The 15,516-nt window shown below is 51.2% G+C and carries 16 protein-coding genes, 1 pseudogene and 1 other annotated feature; of the genes and pseudogenes, 10 read left to right on the top strand and 7 right to left on the bottom strand.

Features of this window, described 5'->3' with window-relative positions:
• Positions 1–353: 353 nt before the first annotated feature.
• Positions 354–1,778 carry an exodeoxyribonuclease I gene (gene sbcB / locus NNO02_RS19850; protein WP_271448982.1) on the top strand — a complete coding sequence of 475 codons (1,425 nt, stop codon included), beginning with the start codon at positions 354–356 and terminating at the stop codon, positions 1,776–1,778.
• 39 nt (positions 1,779–1,817) lie between these two features.
• On the opposite strand, the gene tsuB is transcribed toward sbcB, so the two are convergent.
• The 6 genes and pseudogenes from tsuB to NNO02_RS19825 form a co-directional block, all read right to left on the bottom strand.
• Entirely contained in the window at positions 1,818–2,045 is a 228-nt protein-coding gene (tsuB, locus tag NNO02_RS19845; protein ID WP_137383002.1) for a thiosulfate utilization sulfurtransferase TsuB/YeeD, read from the bottom strand.
• A 16-nt stretch (positions 2,046–2,061) separates the two neighbouring features.
• Positions 2,062–3,120: a thiosulfate utilization transporter TsuA/YeeE gene (gene tsuA, locus NNO02_RS19840; RefSeq protein ID WP_137382963.1), complete on the bottom strand. Its 1,059-nt coding sequence runs from the start codon at positions 3,118–3,120 to the stop codon at positions 2,062–2,064.
• Positions 3,121–3,297: 177 nt separating this feature from the next.
• Positions 3,298–4,659: a putrescine/proton symporter PlaP gene (plaP, locus tag NNO02_RS19835; protein WP_048218046.1), complete on the bottom strand. Its 1,362-nt coding sequence runs from the start codon at positions 4,657–4,659 to the stop codon at positions 3,298–3,300.
• Positions 4,649–4,711 (bottom strand): membrane protein YoeI, encoded by a 63-nt coding sequence (gene yoeI, locus NNO02_RS23895; protein ID WP_101741514.1) that lies wholly within the window; start codon positions 4,709–4,711, stop codon positions 4,649–4,651. Before yoeI ends, plaP begins: the two co-directional genes overlap by 11 nt.
• 162 nt (positions 4,712–4,873) lie before the next feature.
• A pseudogene (locus NNO02_RS19830) lies at positions 4,874–5,858 on the bottom strand (LysR substrate-binding domain-containing protein).
• A 41-nt stretch (positions 5,859–5,899) separates the two neighbouring features.
• Positions 5,900–6,724: an SDR family oxidoreductase gene (locus NNO02_RS19825; protein ID WP_271455554.1), complete on the bottom strand. Its 825-nt coding sequence runs from the start codon at positions 6,722–6,724 to the stop codon at positions 5,900–5,902.
• A 174-nt stretch (positions 6,725–6,898) separates the two neighbouring features.
• Here NNO02_RS19825 and hisL point away from each other — a divergent pair, with 174 nt between their 5' ends.
• The 9 genes from hisL to hisIE all read left to right on the top strand — a co-directional run bounded on the left by hisL (position 6,899) and on the right by hisIE (position 14,222).
• A complete protein-coding gene (hisL, locus tag NNO02_RS19820; protein WP_101741515.1) occupies positions 6,899–6,946 on the top strand; it encodes a his operon leader peptide in 48 nt (15 codons plus the stop codon).
• Positions 6,922–7,044 (top strand) — a sequence feature (His leader region). (Overlaps the previous gene by 25 nt.)
• A gap of 45 nt (positions 7,045–7,089) precedes the next feature.
• Complete coding sequence (hisG, locus tag NNO02_RS19815) at positions 7,090–7,989, top strand: ATP phosphoribosyltransferase (protein ID WP_271442594.1); 900 nt, start codon at positions 7,090–7,092, stop codon at positions 7,987–7,989.
• A 98-nt stretch (positions 7,990–8,087) separates the two neighbouring features.
• Complete coding sequence (gene hisD, locus NNO02_RS19810) at positions 8,088–9,392, top strand: histidinol dehydrogenase (protein ID WP_271455553.1); 1,305 nt, start codon at positions 8,088–8,090, stop codon at positions 9,390–9,392.
• Complete coding sequence (gene hisC / locus NNO02_RS19805) at positions 9,389–10,468, top strand: histidinol-phosphate transaminase (RefSeq protein ID WP_271455552.1); 1,080 nt, start codon at positions 9,389–9,391, stop codon at positions 10,466–10,468. Before hisD ends, hisC begins: the two co-directional genes overlap by 4 nt.
• Positions 10,465–11,532 carry a bifunctional histidinol-phosphatase/imidazoleglycerol-phosphate dehydratase HisB gene (gene hisB / locus NNO02_RS19800; RefSeq protein ID WP_101741454.1) on the top strand — a complete coding sequence of 356 codons (1,068 nt, stop codon included), beginning with the start codon at positions 10,465–10,467 and terminating at the stop codon, positions 11,530–11,532. Before hisC ends, hisB begins: the two co-directional genes overlap by 4 nt.
• A complete protein-coding gene (gene hisH / locus NNO02_RS19795; protein ID WP_005128083.1) occupies positions 11,532–12,122 on the top strand; it encodes an imidazole glycerol phosphate synthase subunit HisH in 591 nt (196 codons plus the stop codon). Before hisB ends, hisH begins: the two co-directional genes overlap by 1 nt.
• Positions 12,122–12,859 carry a 1-(5-phosphoribosyl)-5-[(5-phosphoribosylamino)methylideneamino]imidazole-4-carboxamide isomerase gene (gene hisA / locus NNO02_RS19790; RefSeq protein WP_271455551.1) on the top strand — a complete coding sequence of 246 codons (738 nt, stop codon included), beginning with the start codon at positions 12,122–12,124 and terminating at the stop codon, positions 12,857–12,859. Before hisH ends, hisA begins: the two co-directional genes overlap by 1 nt.
• On the top strand, positions 12,841–13,617 hold the full coding sequence (gene hisF / locus NNO02_RS19785; protein ID WP_271455550.1) for an imidazole glycerol phosphate synthase subunit HisF: 777 nt from the start codon (positions 12,841–12,843) through the stop codon (positions 13,615–13,617). Before hisA ends, hisF begins: the two co-directional genes overlap by 19 nt.
• On the top strand, positions 13,611–14,222 hold the full coding sequence (hisIE, locus tag NNO02_RS19780) for a bifunctional phosphoribosyl-AMP cyclohydrolase/phosphoribosyl-ATP diphosphatase HisIE (protein ID WP_271455549.1): 612 nt from the start codon (positions 13,611–13,613) through the stop codon (positions 14,220–14,222). The genes hisF and hisIE overlap by 7 nt, the downstream gene beginning before the upstream one ends.
• Before the next feature lie 46 nt (positions 14,223–14,268).
• On the opposite strand, the gene ugd is transcribed toward hisIE, so the two are convergent.
• Positions 14,269–15,435 (bottom strand): UDP-glucose 6-dehydrogenase, encoded by a 1,167-nt coding sequence (gene ugd, locus NNO02_RS19775; protein WP_271455548.1) that lies wholly within the window; start codon positions 15,433–15,435, stop codon positions 14,269–14,271.
• Positions 15,436–15,516: the final 81 nt, after the last annotated feature.

The raw sequence follows: 15,516 nt of genomic DNA, 5'->3' as shown, positions 1-15,516 counted from the left end.
AAATTATTAATTTTTAACCTCACTCACATTTCATTACAATAAAACCCCGTTAACCAGCAAGAATAAAACCCATTGTTTATAAAAGAGTTTTAAAGTTTCCAGAACACACTAACAAACGCAAAAATAATAATAATAGTTATCAGTTAGCTTATTTATAAACTCACACGATAACGTAACCTTATTTCATGAAATATCCTTAAAACCCCAAACCTATTAATTCGTTTTATTTTAATCACGTTTATCTCAATTTTATTGCGGCCATCGCCGAGCATTGATAATCCCATTGCTGATTACCGCGCTATTTTTTGGTATTCTTAGATGAGCGCTAAATTGATCCCGGACATAACTGAACAATGAATGACGGCAAGCAGCAACCTGGTTTTCTCTTCCACGATTACGAGACCTTTGGTACCCATCCGGCACTGGACAGACCCGCGCAGTTTGCGGCCATCCGCACAGATAGCGATTTCAATATCATTGGCGATCCCGAAGTCTTTTACTGCAAGCCCGCCGACGACTATCTGCCACAACCTGAAGCGGTGCTGATAACCGGTATTACGCCGCAAGAAGCACGTGATAAGGGTGAGAACGAAGCCGCATTTGCTGCCCGCATCCATGCGCTGTTTACCGTGCCGAAAACGTGTATCCTCGGCTATAACAATGTGCGCTTCGATGATGAAGTGACACGTAATATCCTGTATCGCAATTTTTATGATCCCTACGCCTGGAGCTGGCAGAACGACAATTCTCGCTGGGATTTGCTGGATGTAATGCGCGCCTGCTATGCGCTACGACCGGAAGGGATCAACTGGCCAGAAAACGACGACGGGCTACCCAGTTTTCGCCTTGAGCATCTGACCCGCGCCAACGGAATTGAGCATGCTAATGCCCACGATGCGATGGCAGACGTGTATGCCACGATTGCCATGGCGCAACTCGTAAAGTCACGTCAACCTCGTCTGTTTGACTATCTTTACAGCCACCGTAATAAACACAAGCTGGCTGCGTTGATTGATGTCCCACAAATGAAGCCCTTAGTGCATGTATCTGGTATGTTCGGTGCATGGCGAGGTAACACCAGTTGGGTTGCCCCGCTCGCCTGGCATCCGGATAATCGTAATGCAGTTATTATGGTCGACTTAGCCGGTGATATCTCTCCCTTGCTTGAACTGGATAGCGACACCCTGCGCGAGCGTCTTTACACTGCCAAAGCCGATCTGGGAGATAACGCAGCGGTGCCGGTTAAACTGGTGCATATCAACAAATGTCCGGTTCTGGCACAGGCTAATACATTACGTCCGGAAGATGCCAATCGTCTCGGAATTAACCGCCAGCATTGCCTGGATAATCTTAAAGTCCTGCGTGAAAACCCGCAGGTGCGCGATAAAGTGGTGGCTATTTTTGCCGAAGCAGAACCCTTTGCGCCATCGGACAACGTAGATGCGCAGTTATACAACGGTTTTTTCAGCGATGCTGACCGTGCCGCAATGAAGATCGTTCTGGAAACCGAACCTCGCAATTTACCCGCGCTGGACATCACTTTCGTCGATAAGCGCATTGAAAAACTGCTGTTTAATTATCGCGCACGCAATTTCCCCGGAACACTGGATGAGGGGGAGCAGCAACGCTGGCTGGATCATCGTCGTCAGGTATTCACACCGGAGTTTTTGCAAAATTACGCGAATGAATTGCAGATGTTGAGTCAGCAATACGCTGACAACAAAGAGAAGCTGATGCTACTGAAATCGCTCTGGCAGTATGCACAAGAGATAGTCTGAAGATGAAATGCCCTCCGCCAGACGGCGGAGGGATCGTGTTTACGCTTTCTGCACCGTAATGCTCCAGGCGGCGTCACCCACCTGTTGATAATCAGTAATCACGTGCCCCTCTTCGGCGGCCCATTGCGGGATTGCCTCAGTTGCCTGGGTACAGTCAAACTCGATCACCAGTTCATCACCACTTGCCATTTCTGCCAGTGCCGCTTTTGCTTCAATCAGTGGAAACGGACAAACCTGCGTGACCACATCCAGTTTTTTAATTGCCATCATCAAATCCTTACGCTTAATTTGCCGCAGCAGCGGTTAGTTTTGCCTTACGCTGCGGTCTGATATACACAATCCATGACGCAGTCCAGACGCCGAGAATCATAAAGACCAGGCCAACCCATCCCTGCCAGGTCATCATCGCCGTCATAACCAGACCGTTGCCAATCGAACAGCCCCCCGCGATGCTGGCACCAAAGCCCATTAACAGACCGCCAAAACCGCTACGCAGCGTGGTGGGTGCGTCGGCCGCACGAACGCGAAATTCGCGACTGGCTTTCGCTGCAATAAATGAGCCGAGAAAAATGCCCAGCACCAGGAACACTCCCCAGTTAATAAACTTACTGTCGCCTGCGACAAGGAATTGCAAAATATTGGCGGTTGGTGACGTGATACCCAGGCCAAACATTCGTCCGGTTGCTTCGCTCAACGGCCATGCCAACAGCGCAATCAGCCCGATCAGAACCGCAGTAACAAATGGATGCCAGCGCTTCTCAAACAAAATATGCGCAAGGCCGGTACGACGAGGCGGTAGCGTAGCGACTTTCAATTTTGGTTTTCTCAGCTCTTTCGCCACCACCCACAATGTAACCGCCAGCAGAATAGCGATCAGTGGCCATACGGACAGGTTCAACGTATCGGCAATGGAGTTATGCTCAGTACTGTAGGTTTTCAACGCCTGATTCAGCCCACTCGCATGCGTAGAGCGCATCACCGCACTCATCACCATATAGGTAAACAGCGCAATCCAGCTACCGATAAGCCCTTCTCCTGCACGATACCAGGTTCCGGTAGCACACCCGCCCGCATACACAATTCCGATACCAAAGACATAGCCACCAACAACGGTTCCCAGCCATGGGAAGGTGCCGGCATCATAGCTGAGTACACCCGCCTGGATCAGCGCAAAGACACCCACGCTTTGCACAGAAATGGCTATCAGTAGCGCATAGAACATACGATTGTTTTTCGCAATATACATATCGCGAAAGCCGCCCGTCAGACAAAATCGTCCACGTTGCATGACAAAGCCAAGCAGCGCGCCACAGATGAGCCCGCTTAAGATCATTGAAAACATAAATTAATTAGCCAGAAGTATATTAGTCAGGAAATTATTCATGACTAACTGGTTAAGAACCAATAACCAAATTCTCTAATTTAGAACTAACGGTTATTAATACTGGCTGGAAATAAAGCACAGGAATAAAAAAACCGGAGAACATGTCTCCGGTTTTTTCGATATCAGATTAGGTGATTACGCGATATCTTCATCGTACTGCGGTACCGGGTTACGGAAACTCTTGGTCACACAAGCCAGGTAGATCAGGCCAATACCAGCCCAGATCAGCCCCAGAACCATAGAGCTCTCTTCCAGGTTCACCCACAGTGCACCCACGGTCAACGCACCGCACATCGGCAGGAACAGATACTGGAAGTGGTCTTTCAGCGTCTTGTTACGCTTCTCACGGATCCAGAACTGGGAGATTACCGACAGGTTAACGAAGGTAAACGCCACCAGCGCACCAAAGTTAATCAGCGCCGTCGCCATTACCAGGTCGAAGTTAATTGCCAGCAGGGCAATCGCGCCAACCAGGATGATGTTCATGGACGGAGTACGCCATTTAGGGTGTACATAACCGAAGAAACTTTTCGGGAATACACCGTCACGCCCCATCACGTACATCAGACGCGCTACGCCTGCATGCGCCGCCATCCCGGATGCCAATACGGTAATGGTGGAGAAAATCAGCGCGCCGACCTGGAAGAACTTACCGGCTACGTACAGCATGATTTCAGGCTGTGAAGCATCCGGGTCCTTGAAGCGAGAGATATCCGGGAAGTACAGCTGCAACAGATAGGTAGAAACAATAAAGATCAGGCCACCAATCAGTGCGGTCAGGAAAATTGCGCGCGGGATCACACGCTCAGCATCCTTGGTCTCTTCAGAGAGGTTGCTGATACCGTCGAAACCGGTGAACGAGAAGCACAGGATAGTAGCACCCGTGATCATTGGAATCACGTGCGCGTCACCTGACCAGAACGGACGGCTGCTCACCAGCGTACCCGCACCTTCCCCTTCGAACACGCCATAAACGACCATGCCGAGGATCACCGCAATCAACACGACCTGCAACAGCACGATCACGGTGTTGAAGTTCGCGACAGATTTGAGGCTGCGCAGGTTAAAAGCAGTCATAAAGGCCACCAGTGCTACCACGAACATCCATGACGGTATCGACGGCACCAGGGCTTCAAAATAGATTTTCGCCAACAGAATGTTGATCATCGGTGCGAACAGGTAGTCCAGCAGTGATGACCAACCCACCATAAAGCCAACGGTCGGGCTAATGGATTTCTGGGCGTAAGTGTAGGCAGAGCCTGCAGACGGATAGCGACGCACCAGTTTACCGTAGCTCAGTGCGGTAAAAAGGATGGCGATCAGTGCAAAGGCGTAAGCTGTCGGGACGTGACCATCGGTCATTCCTGATACGATACCGAATGTATCGAACAGCGTCATCGGCTGCATATAGGCAAGGCCCATCATGACAACCGGAACCAGCGTAAGCGTTTTACGTAATTCCACGCGAGAGGTGTTTGGAGTAGCGTTATGCGACATGGTTATCCTCCATTACGGCGGAAACCGTCGCGTAAGCAAAAAATTGCCCCATTTTTTGTTAATCCTCAGCGACAACAACTGTCGATTTTTAAGTAAGTATCTATCCGGTACGAAGCCCGGCCTCTTTTATGAATGATTGGTTTGATGCAAAAAAATAACCGACGCGTATTAAAACGTCGGTTAATCTCATTTTTTGCAAGCGGCGCATTGTGCACTAAATTAGGGCGAAATGACAAGAGAATGAGAGCCTTGTCAAAAAATATTTTTTCCTAACCGATTGATTTATCGACAACCGTTTTTACATAGACCCCCGCGATAGCACTATTTGCTAAAATTTCATCCCGCCACCATGCACTGGCTAATCCCGCGGTCTGCTCGTTCCAGCCAATCCACACGGGTTCAAACAGAATTTGCGCGACAACTTTCTTCTCAATCAGTGCCCCGCTGTCCAAAAATCGTTGTGCCAGATAGCGCGGAATATAACCACATCCCAGACCACTTATCTGCAGTTCCAGTTTGGTTTTGAAGTCAAAAACGGTGATGGCTTCCTGATCGTCGAGAAGCTGAGAAGCCGATACGTTCGCGGGATGCGCATTATCGCCGACCACAATGGCGCGAAAACGTTTGATCGTCCGGCGACTCAACGGTTCCGGCTCCTGCGCCAATGGATGATGGGGAGCAACAACAAAAGCCTGTTCAAGCACACCCAAGCGCGCAAAACCAAAGTCACTCGCTGTTGGTGGATCACGCATGGCACCCACAATGATATCGGCCCGGCCCTGAATCAGGGCATCCCAGGAGCCGCCCAGTACGCCATTGATAAATTTAAGACGCGTTACGCTGTGGTGTTGATAGAAAGATTCGATGAGCGGGGCAAGAAGAGAAAAGGGAAAGGTATCGTCTACGCCGATAACCAGTTCATTCTCCCAGCCTTCATGCAGTTTGATGGCCTGCTTTTCAAGTTCGCGCACGGTATGTAAGACCTCGCGTCCCTTTTCCAGCAGCATTTGTCCGGTACGAGTAAATTTGGCCCGGTGCCCACTGCGATCCAACAACTGAATATTAAGATCGCTTTCCAGTTTGTGGACGGTATAACTCAGCGCTGACGGCGTCTTAAACAATTTTGCTGACGCCGCCGCGAAACTCCCCTCTTTCTCTAACGCATCAAGAATAATCAGAACATCCAGCAGTGGTTTCATACTCGCCCCCTGGCGGTATACAGCGACACTCTGCTGATCTGTCACTCCATCGGCATCACCAGCGGATCGGGATACTGGTACTCAAACCCAAGCTCATTACAAATTCGGTTGCCATCAATGACTTTACCTTTACCGTTACCCACTCCGTCCCGGAAATCCGGTGGCTCCATCCCCAACAGACGAGCCATCTGAGGGTAGAACACATTGCGCGCCGGATGCATAGGCGCACATATATTATAGATGTGTCCCCCTTTAGGCGCTTGTAGCAGCAACGTGATAGCAGAAACCACGTCATCCAGATGCACCAGATTGACGCCATGCTGCCCATCAGGTGCAGTTTTACCCGCAAAAAAGCGACCGGGATGTCTGCCCGGTCCCACCAGGCCTGCCAGGCGCAGAATATCCACCGACGTTCCCGGCAGATTGTGCAGCCAGTCTTCGAGTTCTTTCAGGACACGACCACTTGCCGTGACCGGATTACGTGGTGTGCCCTCTTTCACCGTCCCCTGCACATCACCATAAACCGAGGTGGAGCTGGTAAAAATAATCCGTGGAATGCGATACGCCAGCGCACTGTCGACCAGTTCCTGCATTGCCTGCAAATAAAACGTCTCACCCGGGCCACTACGGCGTGCAGGTAGGGTGATGACCAGCGCATCCGCATCCATTAGCGCATCGAGATCGTCAGGTTCACAGACCAGTTCAGGCTCCAGGCGCAGCGAGTAGCTTTCAATACCGCTCATTCGGGCCGCTTCCACCCCATCCAATGTGGTTTTGCTGCCGGTAACCTGCCAACCCCTGGCTGCCAGAGACATGGCTAACGGCATGCCTAACCAACCTAATCCGACAATTGCGACCTTTTTCATGCCTTTTCTCCTGACTTTTGGCCTATAACCCAAGGCTACGCCAGCCCACGGTGGCTGACAATTCATAGTATCAATATGAAATGAATTAATGATCAAAAAAAGCCCTTGCTTTCCGTGGCTAAAGTGGTTTAGGTTAAAAGACATCAAATGAATAAGCATTCATCGAGAAAATTTATGACACGCGCTCAATTTAATCACCATCATCACCATCATCCTGACTAGTCTTTCAGGCGATGTGTGCTGGGAGACATTTAAATCTTCCAGCGGTGCATGAGCGTATGAGAAAGCCCCCGGAAGATTTCTTCCGGGGGCTTTTTTTTGTGCGTGACCCAAACCGATTCAGACAGGATAACGAGGAATAAAGAATGTTAGACAACACCCGCTTACGCATAGCTATGCAGAAATCAGGCCGTTTAAGCGATGACTCACGCGAATTGCTGGCCCGCTGTGGCATTAAAATTAATCTTCACACCCAGCGCCTGATTGCGATGGCAGAGAATATGCCTATCGATATTCTCCGCGTACGCGATGACGATATCCCGGGTCTGGTCATGGATGGCGTCGTTGATCTCGGCATCATCGGTGAAAACGTGCTGGAAGAAGAGCTGCTCAACCGCCGGGCACAGGGTGAAGATCCTCGTTACTTTACGTTACGTCGTCTGGACTTCGGCGGCTGTCGTCTTTCGCTGGCGACTCCGGTTGACGAAGCCTGGGACGGTCCGTCTGCACTGAACGGCAAACGTATCGCCACCTCTTACCCGCACCTGCTCAAACGCTATCTCGATCAGAAAGGTGTTTCGTTCAAATCCTGCTTGTTAAACGGGTCTGTCGAAGTTGCTCCCCGTGCTGGGCTTGCAGATGCAATCTGCGATCTGGTCTCCACCGGTGCAACGCTTGAGGCCAACGGCCTGCGTGAAGTGGAAGTCATTTACCGCTCCAAAGCCTGTCTGATTCAGCGTGACGGAGAAATGGCGGAAGCTAAACAACAACTGATTGATAAGCTGCTGACCCGTATTCAAGGGGTTATTCAGGCTCGCGAATCTAAATACATCATGATGCACGCGCCAAGTGAACGTCTGGACGACGTTATCGCCTTGCTGCCAGGCGCTGAACGCCCAACGATTTTGCCACTGGCCGGCGATCAGCAGCGCGTGGCAATGCACATGGTTAGCAGCGAAACCCTGTTCTGGGAAACGATGGAAAAACTGAAAGCGCTTGGTGCCAGTTCCATCCTGGTGCTGCCTATTGAGAAGATGATGGAGTAATTCCACTTATGCTGCCCGGTGGCGCTTCGCTTGCCGGGCCTACAAGACCCGTAGGCCGGATAAACAACGTGCCATCCGGCAAAAAAAGGAAGACGATTATGAGCTTTAATACCATCATCGACTGGAATAGCTGTACTGAAGAGCAGCAAAGTGAATTACTGATGCGCTCGGCAATCTCGGCGTCAGATAGCATCACCCGTACCGTGAGCGAAATTCTGTATAACGTAAAGTCGCGCGGTGACGCAGCGCTACGTGAATACAGCGCAAAGTTTGATAAAACTAACGTGAATGCGCTGAAAGTCAGTGCCGAAGAGATCGCCGCCGCCGGCGCACGTCTTGGCAATGACCTTAAACAGGCCATGGCTGTCGCCGTGAAAAACATCGAGACATTTCATAACGCGCAACAAGTGCCGGTAGTCGATATTGAAACGCAGCCCGGTGTACGCTGCCAGCAGGTTACCCGCCCGGTAAATTCTGTTGGACTGTACATTCCCGGGGGCTCCGCGCCACTCTTCTCAACAGTGTTAATGCTCGCCACCCCGGCCCGCATTGCCGGCTGTAAAAAAGTGGTGTTGTGCTCTCCGCCACCTATCGCCGATGAAATTCTGTATGCCGCGCAGCTCTGCGGCGTACAGGACGTGTTTAACGTTGGGGGCGCACAAGCGATTGCCGCGCTGGCATTTGGCAGCGAATCCGTGCCGAAAGTGGACAAAATTTTCGGTCCCGGTAATGCCTTTGTGACCGAAGCCAAGCGTCAGGTTAGTCAGCGTCTGGACGGTGCTGCCATCGATATGCCAGCAGGCCCGTCTGAAGTGCTGGTGATTGCCGACAGCGGCGCCACGCCGGATTTCGTTGCCTCTGACTTACTCTCTCAGGCCGAACACGGCCCCGATTCTCAAGTGATCCTGCTGACGCCGGATGCCGGTATGGCCAGCCAGGTTGCTGAAGCAGTAGAACGCCAGCTTGCCGCGCTGCCACGCGCTGAAACCGCGCGGCAGGCGTTAAGTGCCAGTCGTCTGATTGTCACCCGTTCTCTCGCGCAATGCGTAGCGATTTCTAATGCGTACGGCCCGGAGCACCTGATCATTCAGACCCGCAATGCTCGCGAACTGGTCGATGACATCACCAGTGCGGGCTCTGTCTTTCTCGGTGACTGGTCACCGGAATCTGCCGGTGACTATGCCTCCGGGACTAACCACGTGCTGCCTACCTACGGCTATACCGCAACCTGCTCAAGTCTTGGACTGGCCGATTTCCAGAAGCGGATGACCGTACAGGAATTATCGCCGCAAGGTTTCTCTGCCCTGGCCGCAACCATCGAAACGCTGGCCGCCGCTGAACGACTGACTGCCCACAAAAATGCCGTTACCCTGCGCGTTAACGCCCTGAAGGAGCAAGCATGAGCACTGACAACATTCTCAGCGTTACTGATTTAGCCCGTAAAAATGTCCGTGAGCTAACACCGTATCAATCTGCCCGCCGTCTGGGCGGAAATGGCGACGTCTGGCTCAATGCCAATGAGTTCCCCACCGCCGTTGAATTCCAGCTGACTCAGCAAACACTGAACCGTTATCCGGAGTGTCAGCCGAAGGCAGTGATCGAGAACTACGCGCAGTATGCAGGCGTTAAGCCAGAGCAGGTACTGGTCAGCCGTGGTGCTGATGAAGGTATCGAGTTGCTGGTCCGTGCTTTTTGCGAGCCGGGTAAAGAGGCGATTCTCTACTGCCCGCCAACCTATGGCATGTATAGCGTCAGTGCTGAAACCATTGGCGTTGAATGTCGTACCGTACCGACACTTGCCAACTGGCAACTGGATTTAGAGGGTATCGCTGACAAGCTCGATGGCGTGAAAGTGGTTTACGTTTGCAGTCCCAATAACCCGACGGGCCAGTTAATTAACCCGCAGGATCTGCGTTCACTGCTCGACATGACGCAGGGCAAAGCCATCGTGGTCGCCGATGAAGCGTATATCGAATTTTGCCCGCAGGCCACACTGGCAGGCTGGCTATCGGAATACCCAAACCTGGTGGTACTGCGCACCCTGTCTAAGGCGTTTGCCCTTGCCGGTTTGCGCTGCGGATTTACGCTAGCTAATGAAGACGTTATCAACCTGTTGTTGAAAGTGATCGCGCCTTACCCGCTCTCTACACCGGTGGCAGATATCGCTGCTCAGGCGCTAACGCCGCAAGGCATTTCCGCCATGCGCGAGCGCGTGGCGCAGATTCTACAAGAGCGTCAGTACCTGGTTGATAGCCTGAAAACCCTCCGCTGTGTAGAACAGGTTTTCGACTCTGAAACCAACTATGTTCTGGCGCGCTTCACAGCATCAAGTAGCGTATTTAAATCTTTGTGGGATCAGGGCATTATCTTACGAGACCAGAACAAACAACCTTCATTGAGCGGCTGCCTGCGTATTACTGTCGGAACCCGTGAAGAGAGCCAGCGCGTCATTGACGCCTTACGTGCGGAGCAAGTATGAGCCAGAAGTATCTTTTTATTGACCGTGATGGAACCCTGATTTCCGAGCCGCCCAGTGACTTTCAGGTTGATCGCTTCGACAAGCTTGCCTTTGAGCCGGAGGTTGTCCCGGTCTTGCTAAAACTGCAAAAAGCAGGTTTTAAGCTGGTGATGATCACCAACCAGGATGGACTGGGAACACAAAGCTTCCCGCAGGCGGATTTTGACGGTCCGCACAACCTGATGATGCAAATTTTCACCTCACAGGGCGTCATTTTTGATGAAGTACTGATCTGTCCGCACCTGCCGGCAGACGCATGTGATTGTCGTAAACCCAAAGTGAAGTTGGTCGAACAATACTTGATTGAACAGGCGCTGGATACCGCGAACAGCTACGTAATCGGCGATCGCGCAACCGACATTCAGCTGGCGGAAAACATGGGCATCACCGGGTTACGCTATCACCGCGACACGCTCAACTGGGCAATGATCGGTGAGCAGCTAACCAAACGGGATCGTTACGCCCACGTTGAGCGTAATACAAAAGAAACGCAGATTGACGTTAAAGTCTGGCTGGACCGCGAAGGCCGCAGCAAAATTAATACCGGCGTCGGCTTCTTTGACCACATGCTGGATCAAATCTCGACCCACGGTGGTTTTCGCATGGAGATAGCCGTCAAAGGCGATCTGTATATTGACGATCACCACACCGTTGAGGATACCGGGCTGGCGCTGGGTGAAGCCTTAAAACTGGCGTTGGGCGATAAACGAGGCATCAACCGTTTTGGCTTTGTGCTGCCGATGGACGAGTGCCTGGCACGCTGCGCCCTGGATATCTCCGGGCGTCCACACCTGGAGTACCGGGCTGAGTTTACCTACCAGCGCGTCGGCGATCTGAGTACGGAGATGATCGAACACTTCTTCCGTTCGCTCTCTTACACCATGGGTGTCACGTTACACCTTAAAACCAAAGGTAAAAATGACCACCACCGCGTGGAAAGTCTGTTCAAAGCCTTTGGCCGCACACTGCGCCAGGCTATTCGCGTAGAAGGCGACACGCTTCCTTCTTCAAAAGGGGTGCTGTGATGAACGTGGTGATCCTCGACACCGGCTGCGCCAACCTGAACTCGGTGAAATCTGCCGTCGCACGCCACGGCTATGATCCGGTGGTTAGCCGCGATGCGGATGTTGTGCTGCGTGCCGATAAACTGTTTCTGCCTGGTGTGGGTACCGCACAGGCGGCAATGGATCAGCTACACGAGCGTGAGCTGATTGAACTGATTAAAGCCTGCACACAACCTGTACTGGGGATTTGCTTAGGTATGCAGCTGCTTGGTCGGCGCAGTGAAGAAAGTAACGGTGTCTCCCTGCTGGGGATTATTGATCAAGACGTACCCAAAATGACCGATTTTGGTCTGCCGTTGCCGCATATGGGCTGGAACCGTGTCTATCCACAGGCCGGAAACCGCCTTTTCCAGGGCATTGAGGATGGGGCGTATTTCTATTTTGTACACAGCTACGCCATGCCGGTGAACCCATGGACTATTGCGCAATGCAACTACGGTGAGCCCTTCACCGCAGCGGTACAAAAGGATAATTTCTTTGGCGTGCAGTTCCACCCGGAGCGTTCAGGTGCCGCTGGCGCGAAGTTGCTGAAAAACTTTCTGGAGATGTAATGATAATTCCGGCATTAGATTTAATCGACGGCACGGTTGTGCGTCTTCATCAGGGCGATTACGCAACGCAGCGTGATTACGGTAACGATCCCCTGCCCCGTTTACAAAGCTATGCCGCACAAGGCGCAAAGGTGCTGCACCTGGTGGACCTGACCGGTGCAAAAGATCCGCAGAAACGGCAAATACCGCTGATTAAAACACTGGTGGCTGGCGTAAACGTACCGGTGCAGGTAGGGGGCGGCGTACGTACTGAAGAAGACGTCGCCACGCTGCTGGATGCGGGCGTTGCACGTGTGGTTGTCGGCTCGACGGCGGTAAAATCGCCCGAGCGTGTTAAAACCTGGTTCACGCGCTTTGGTGCTGACGCGCTGGTTCTGGCGCTGGATGTGCGGATCGACGAGCTCGGGAATAAACAGGTTGCGGTCAGCGGCTGGCAGGAAGACTCCGGCGTTTCACTGGAAGAACTGGTTGAGGCCTATTTACCCGTCGGTCTGAAGCACGTGCTGTGCACCGATATCTCCCGTGACGGCACGCTGGCTGGCTCAAACGTTGCACTGTACGAAGAAGTGTGTGCGAAATACCCCCAGGTGGCATTTCAGTCATCCGGCGGGATTGGTGGGATTGAAGATGTCGCCGCCCTGCGCGGAACCGGCGTTGGCGGCGTCATTGTGGGACGTGCTTTGCTGGAAGGTAAATTCACCGTTGAGGAGGCCATCCAATGCTGGCAAAACGCATAATCCCTTGCCTTGATGTTCGTGACGGGCAGGTTGTCAAAGGTGTTCAGTTCCGCAATCACGAGATTATTGGCGATATCGTTCCACTGGCAAAACGCTATGCCGATGAAGGCGCAGATGAGCTGGTTTTTTACGATATCACCGCATCGAGCGATGGTCGCGTGGTGGACAAAAGCTGGGTATCACGCGTGGCAGAAGTGATCGACATTCCGTTCTGTGTCGCCGGTGGAATTAAATCACCCGAGGATGCCGCAAAGATACTGTCTTTCGGCGCAGATAAAATTTCTATCAACTCCCCTGCTCTGGCTGACCCAACGTTGATCACCCGCCTGGCGGATCGCTTTGGCGTGCAGTGCATCGTGGTAGGTATCGACACCTGGCATGATGCACAAACCGGGAAGTATCACGTCAATCAGTACACCGGAGATGAAAACCGTACGCGCGTTACACAGTGGGAAACGATCGACTGGGTAAAAGAGGTGCAAAAACTGGGCGCGGGTGAAATCGTTCTTAATATGATGAACCAGGACGGCGTGCGTAACGGCTACGATCTTGAGCAATTGAAAAAAGTGCGCGAAGTTTGCCATGTTCCACTGATCGCTTCTGGCGGTGCAGGAACGATGGAGCACTTCCTTGATGCCTTCAGGGATGCAGATGTCGATGGTGCGCTTGCCGCCTCCGTTTTCCATAAGCAAATTATCAATATTGGCGAATTAAAAGCGTACCTGGCAACACAGGGCGTGGAGATCAGGATATGTTAACGAAGCAACAATGCCGCGAGCTGGACTGGGAAAAAACCGATGGAATGATGCCGGTCGTCGTACAACATGCGGTTTCCGGTGAAGTGTTGATGCTCGGGTATATGAACCCGGAAGCGCTGGATAAAACGATCGAAAGCGGGAAAGTAACCTTTTTCTCGCGTACTAAACAGCGCCTGTGGACCAAAGGTGAAACCTCTGGCAATTTTCTTAATGTCGTCAGCATTTCCGCTGATTGCGACAACGACACCCTGCTGGCGCTGGTTAACCCGATTGGGCCAACCTGTCACAAAGGCACTAGCAGCTGTTTTGGTGATTCCAGCCACCAATGGCTGTTCCTGTATCAACTGGAGCAACTCCTGGCTGAGCGCAAAACGGCAGATCCCGCCAGCTCCTATACCGCAAAATTGTACGCCAGCGGTACGAAGCGAATTGCCCAGAAAGTTGGAGAGGAAGGTGTTGAGACAGCACTGGCCGCGACCGTGCATGATCGTTTCGAGTTGACCAATGAGGCATCGGACCTGATGTATCACCTGCTGGTTCTGCTGCAGGACCAAGATCTCGATCTAACAACGGTGATTGAGAATTTACGCAAACGCCATCAATAATAGACTGATACCGGCATCATGCCGGTATCTTTATTTTGCAGAACCTTTAATCGTTACCGAATAAATCGCGGGTATACACTTTATCAGCGACATCCAACAGCTCTTCAGCCATCCGATTTGAGATAATAACATCGGCCTCACTTTTGAATTTAGCCAAATCACGTTCAACCCGCGAATGGAAAAAACTCTCTTCTGCCATTACCGGCTCATAAATTATGACCGGGATACCTTTCGCTTTAATGCGTTTCATGATGCCCTGAATAGACGAGGCTCTAAAATTATCCGAGCCGCTTTTCATAATCAGGCGATAGATACCGACAACTTTGGGTTTACGCGAAAGAATAGCATCAGCAATAAAATCTTTTCGTGTACGGTTAGCATCAACGATGGCTGAAATAATATTATTAGGTACAGATTGATAGTTGGCGAGTAATTGCTTCGTGTCTTTTGGCAGACAGTATCCACCATAACCGAATGAAGGGTTGTTGTAATGGTTCCCAATGCGCGGATCCAGACAAACCCCTTCGATGATCTGTCGTGCATTAAGCCCCAGGCTTTCTGCATAGCTATCAAGTTCATTAAAATAGGCAACCCGCATTGCCAGATAGGTATTTGCAAAAAGCTTAATGGCTTCAGCTTCAGTAGAATCGGTGAACAGCACCGAGATATCCTGCTTTATTGCCCCTTCCTGTAACAAGGCAGCAAAACGTTCAGCACGAGCAGACCGTTCGCCGATAACAATTCGTGATGGGTATAAGTTATCATACAGTGCCTTTCCTTCGCGCAGGAACTCAGGAGAAAAGATAATATTATCCGAGTTAAACTTCTGTCGCATAGTCTGAGTAAAACCAACAGGCACTGTTGATTTAATCACCATGAGCGCATCAGGATTTATTGCAATCACATCGCTGATAACTGATTCAACGCTGGAGGTATCAAAATAGTTTGTTTTCGGGTCGTAATCTGTCGGCGTTGCAATAATAACAAAATCTGCATTCTGGTAGGCGTCGTACTTGTCCAGCGTGGCTTTGAAATTTATATCGCTTGATTGTAGATACTGTTCAATTTCTTTATCGACTATCGGAGATATCCGATTATTTAGCATCTCGACACGTGAAGGGACAATGTCCAGAGCAATGACCTGATGATGTTGGGCGATAAGAAGACCATTTGACAGGCCAACATACCCAGTTCCGGAAATGGTGATTTTCATTCTATACGCTCAATATTAAGCCGATTATCAACCCCAATATTTTCGGCAGTTACAGTAAACAAAAAATACTAACTTATAAAA

It is taken from the genome of Citrobacter sp. Awk 2 (assembly GCF_028069815.1).
Lineage (GTDB): Bacteria > Pseudomonadota > Gammaproteobacteria > Enterobacterales > Enterobacteriaceae > Citrobacter.
This window is presented reverse-complemented; position numbering and strand designations above follow the sequence as displayed.

Coding starts and splice junctions, on each gene's coding strand:
- sbcB (WP_271448982.1), top strand. CDS start 354: ATGAATGACGGCAAGCAGCAACCTGGTTTTCTCTTCCACGATTACGAG.
- tsuB (WP_137383002.1), bottom strand. CDS start 2,045: ATGGCAATTAAAAAACTGGATGTGGTCACGCAGGTTTGTCCGTTTCCA.
- tsuA (WP_137382963.1), bottom strand. CDS start 3,120: ATGTTTTCAATGATCTTAAGCGGGCTCATCTGTGGCGCGCTGCTTGGC.
- plaP (WP_048218046.1), bottom strand. CDS start 4,659: ATGTCGCATAACGCTACTCCAAACACCTCTCGCGTGGAATTACGTAAA.
- NNO02_RS19825 (WP_271455554.1), bottom strand. CDS start 6,724: ATGAAAAAGGTCGCAATTGTCGGATTAGGTTGGTTAGGCATGCCGTTA.
- hisG (WP_271442594.1), top strand. CDS start 7,090: ATGTTAGACAACACCCGCTTACGCATAGCTATGCAGAAATCAGGCCGT.
- hisD (WP_271455553.1), top strand. CDS start 8,088: ATGAGCTTTAATACCATCATCGACTGGAATAGCTGTACTGAAGAGCAG.
- hisC (WP_271455552.1), top strand. CDS start 9,389: ATGAGCACTGACAACATTCTCAGCGTTACTGATTTAGCCCGTAAAAAT.
- hisB (WP_101741454.1), top strand. CDS start 10,465: ATGAGCCAGAAGTATCTTTTTATTGACCGTGATGGAACCCTGATTTCC.
- hisH (WP_005128083.1), top strand. CDS start 11,532: ATGAACGTGGTGATCCTCGACACCGGCTGCGCCAACCTGAACTCGGTG.
- hisA (WP_271455551.1), top strand. CDS start 12,122: ATGATAATTCCGGCATTAGATTTAATCGACGGCACGGTTGTGCGTCTT.
- hisF (WP_271455550.1), top strand. CDS start 12,841: ATGCTGGCAAAACGCATAATCCCTTGCCTTGATGTTCGTGACGGGCAG.
- hisIE (WP_271455549.1), top strand. CDS start 13,611: ATGTTAACGAAGCAACAATGCCGCGAGCTGGACTGGGAAAAAACCGAT.
- ugd (WP_271455548.1), bottom strand. CDS start 15,435: ATGAAAATCACCATTTCCGGAACTGGGTATGTTGGCCTGTCAAATGGT.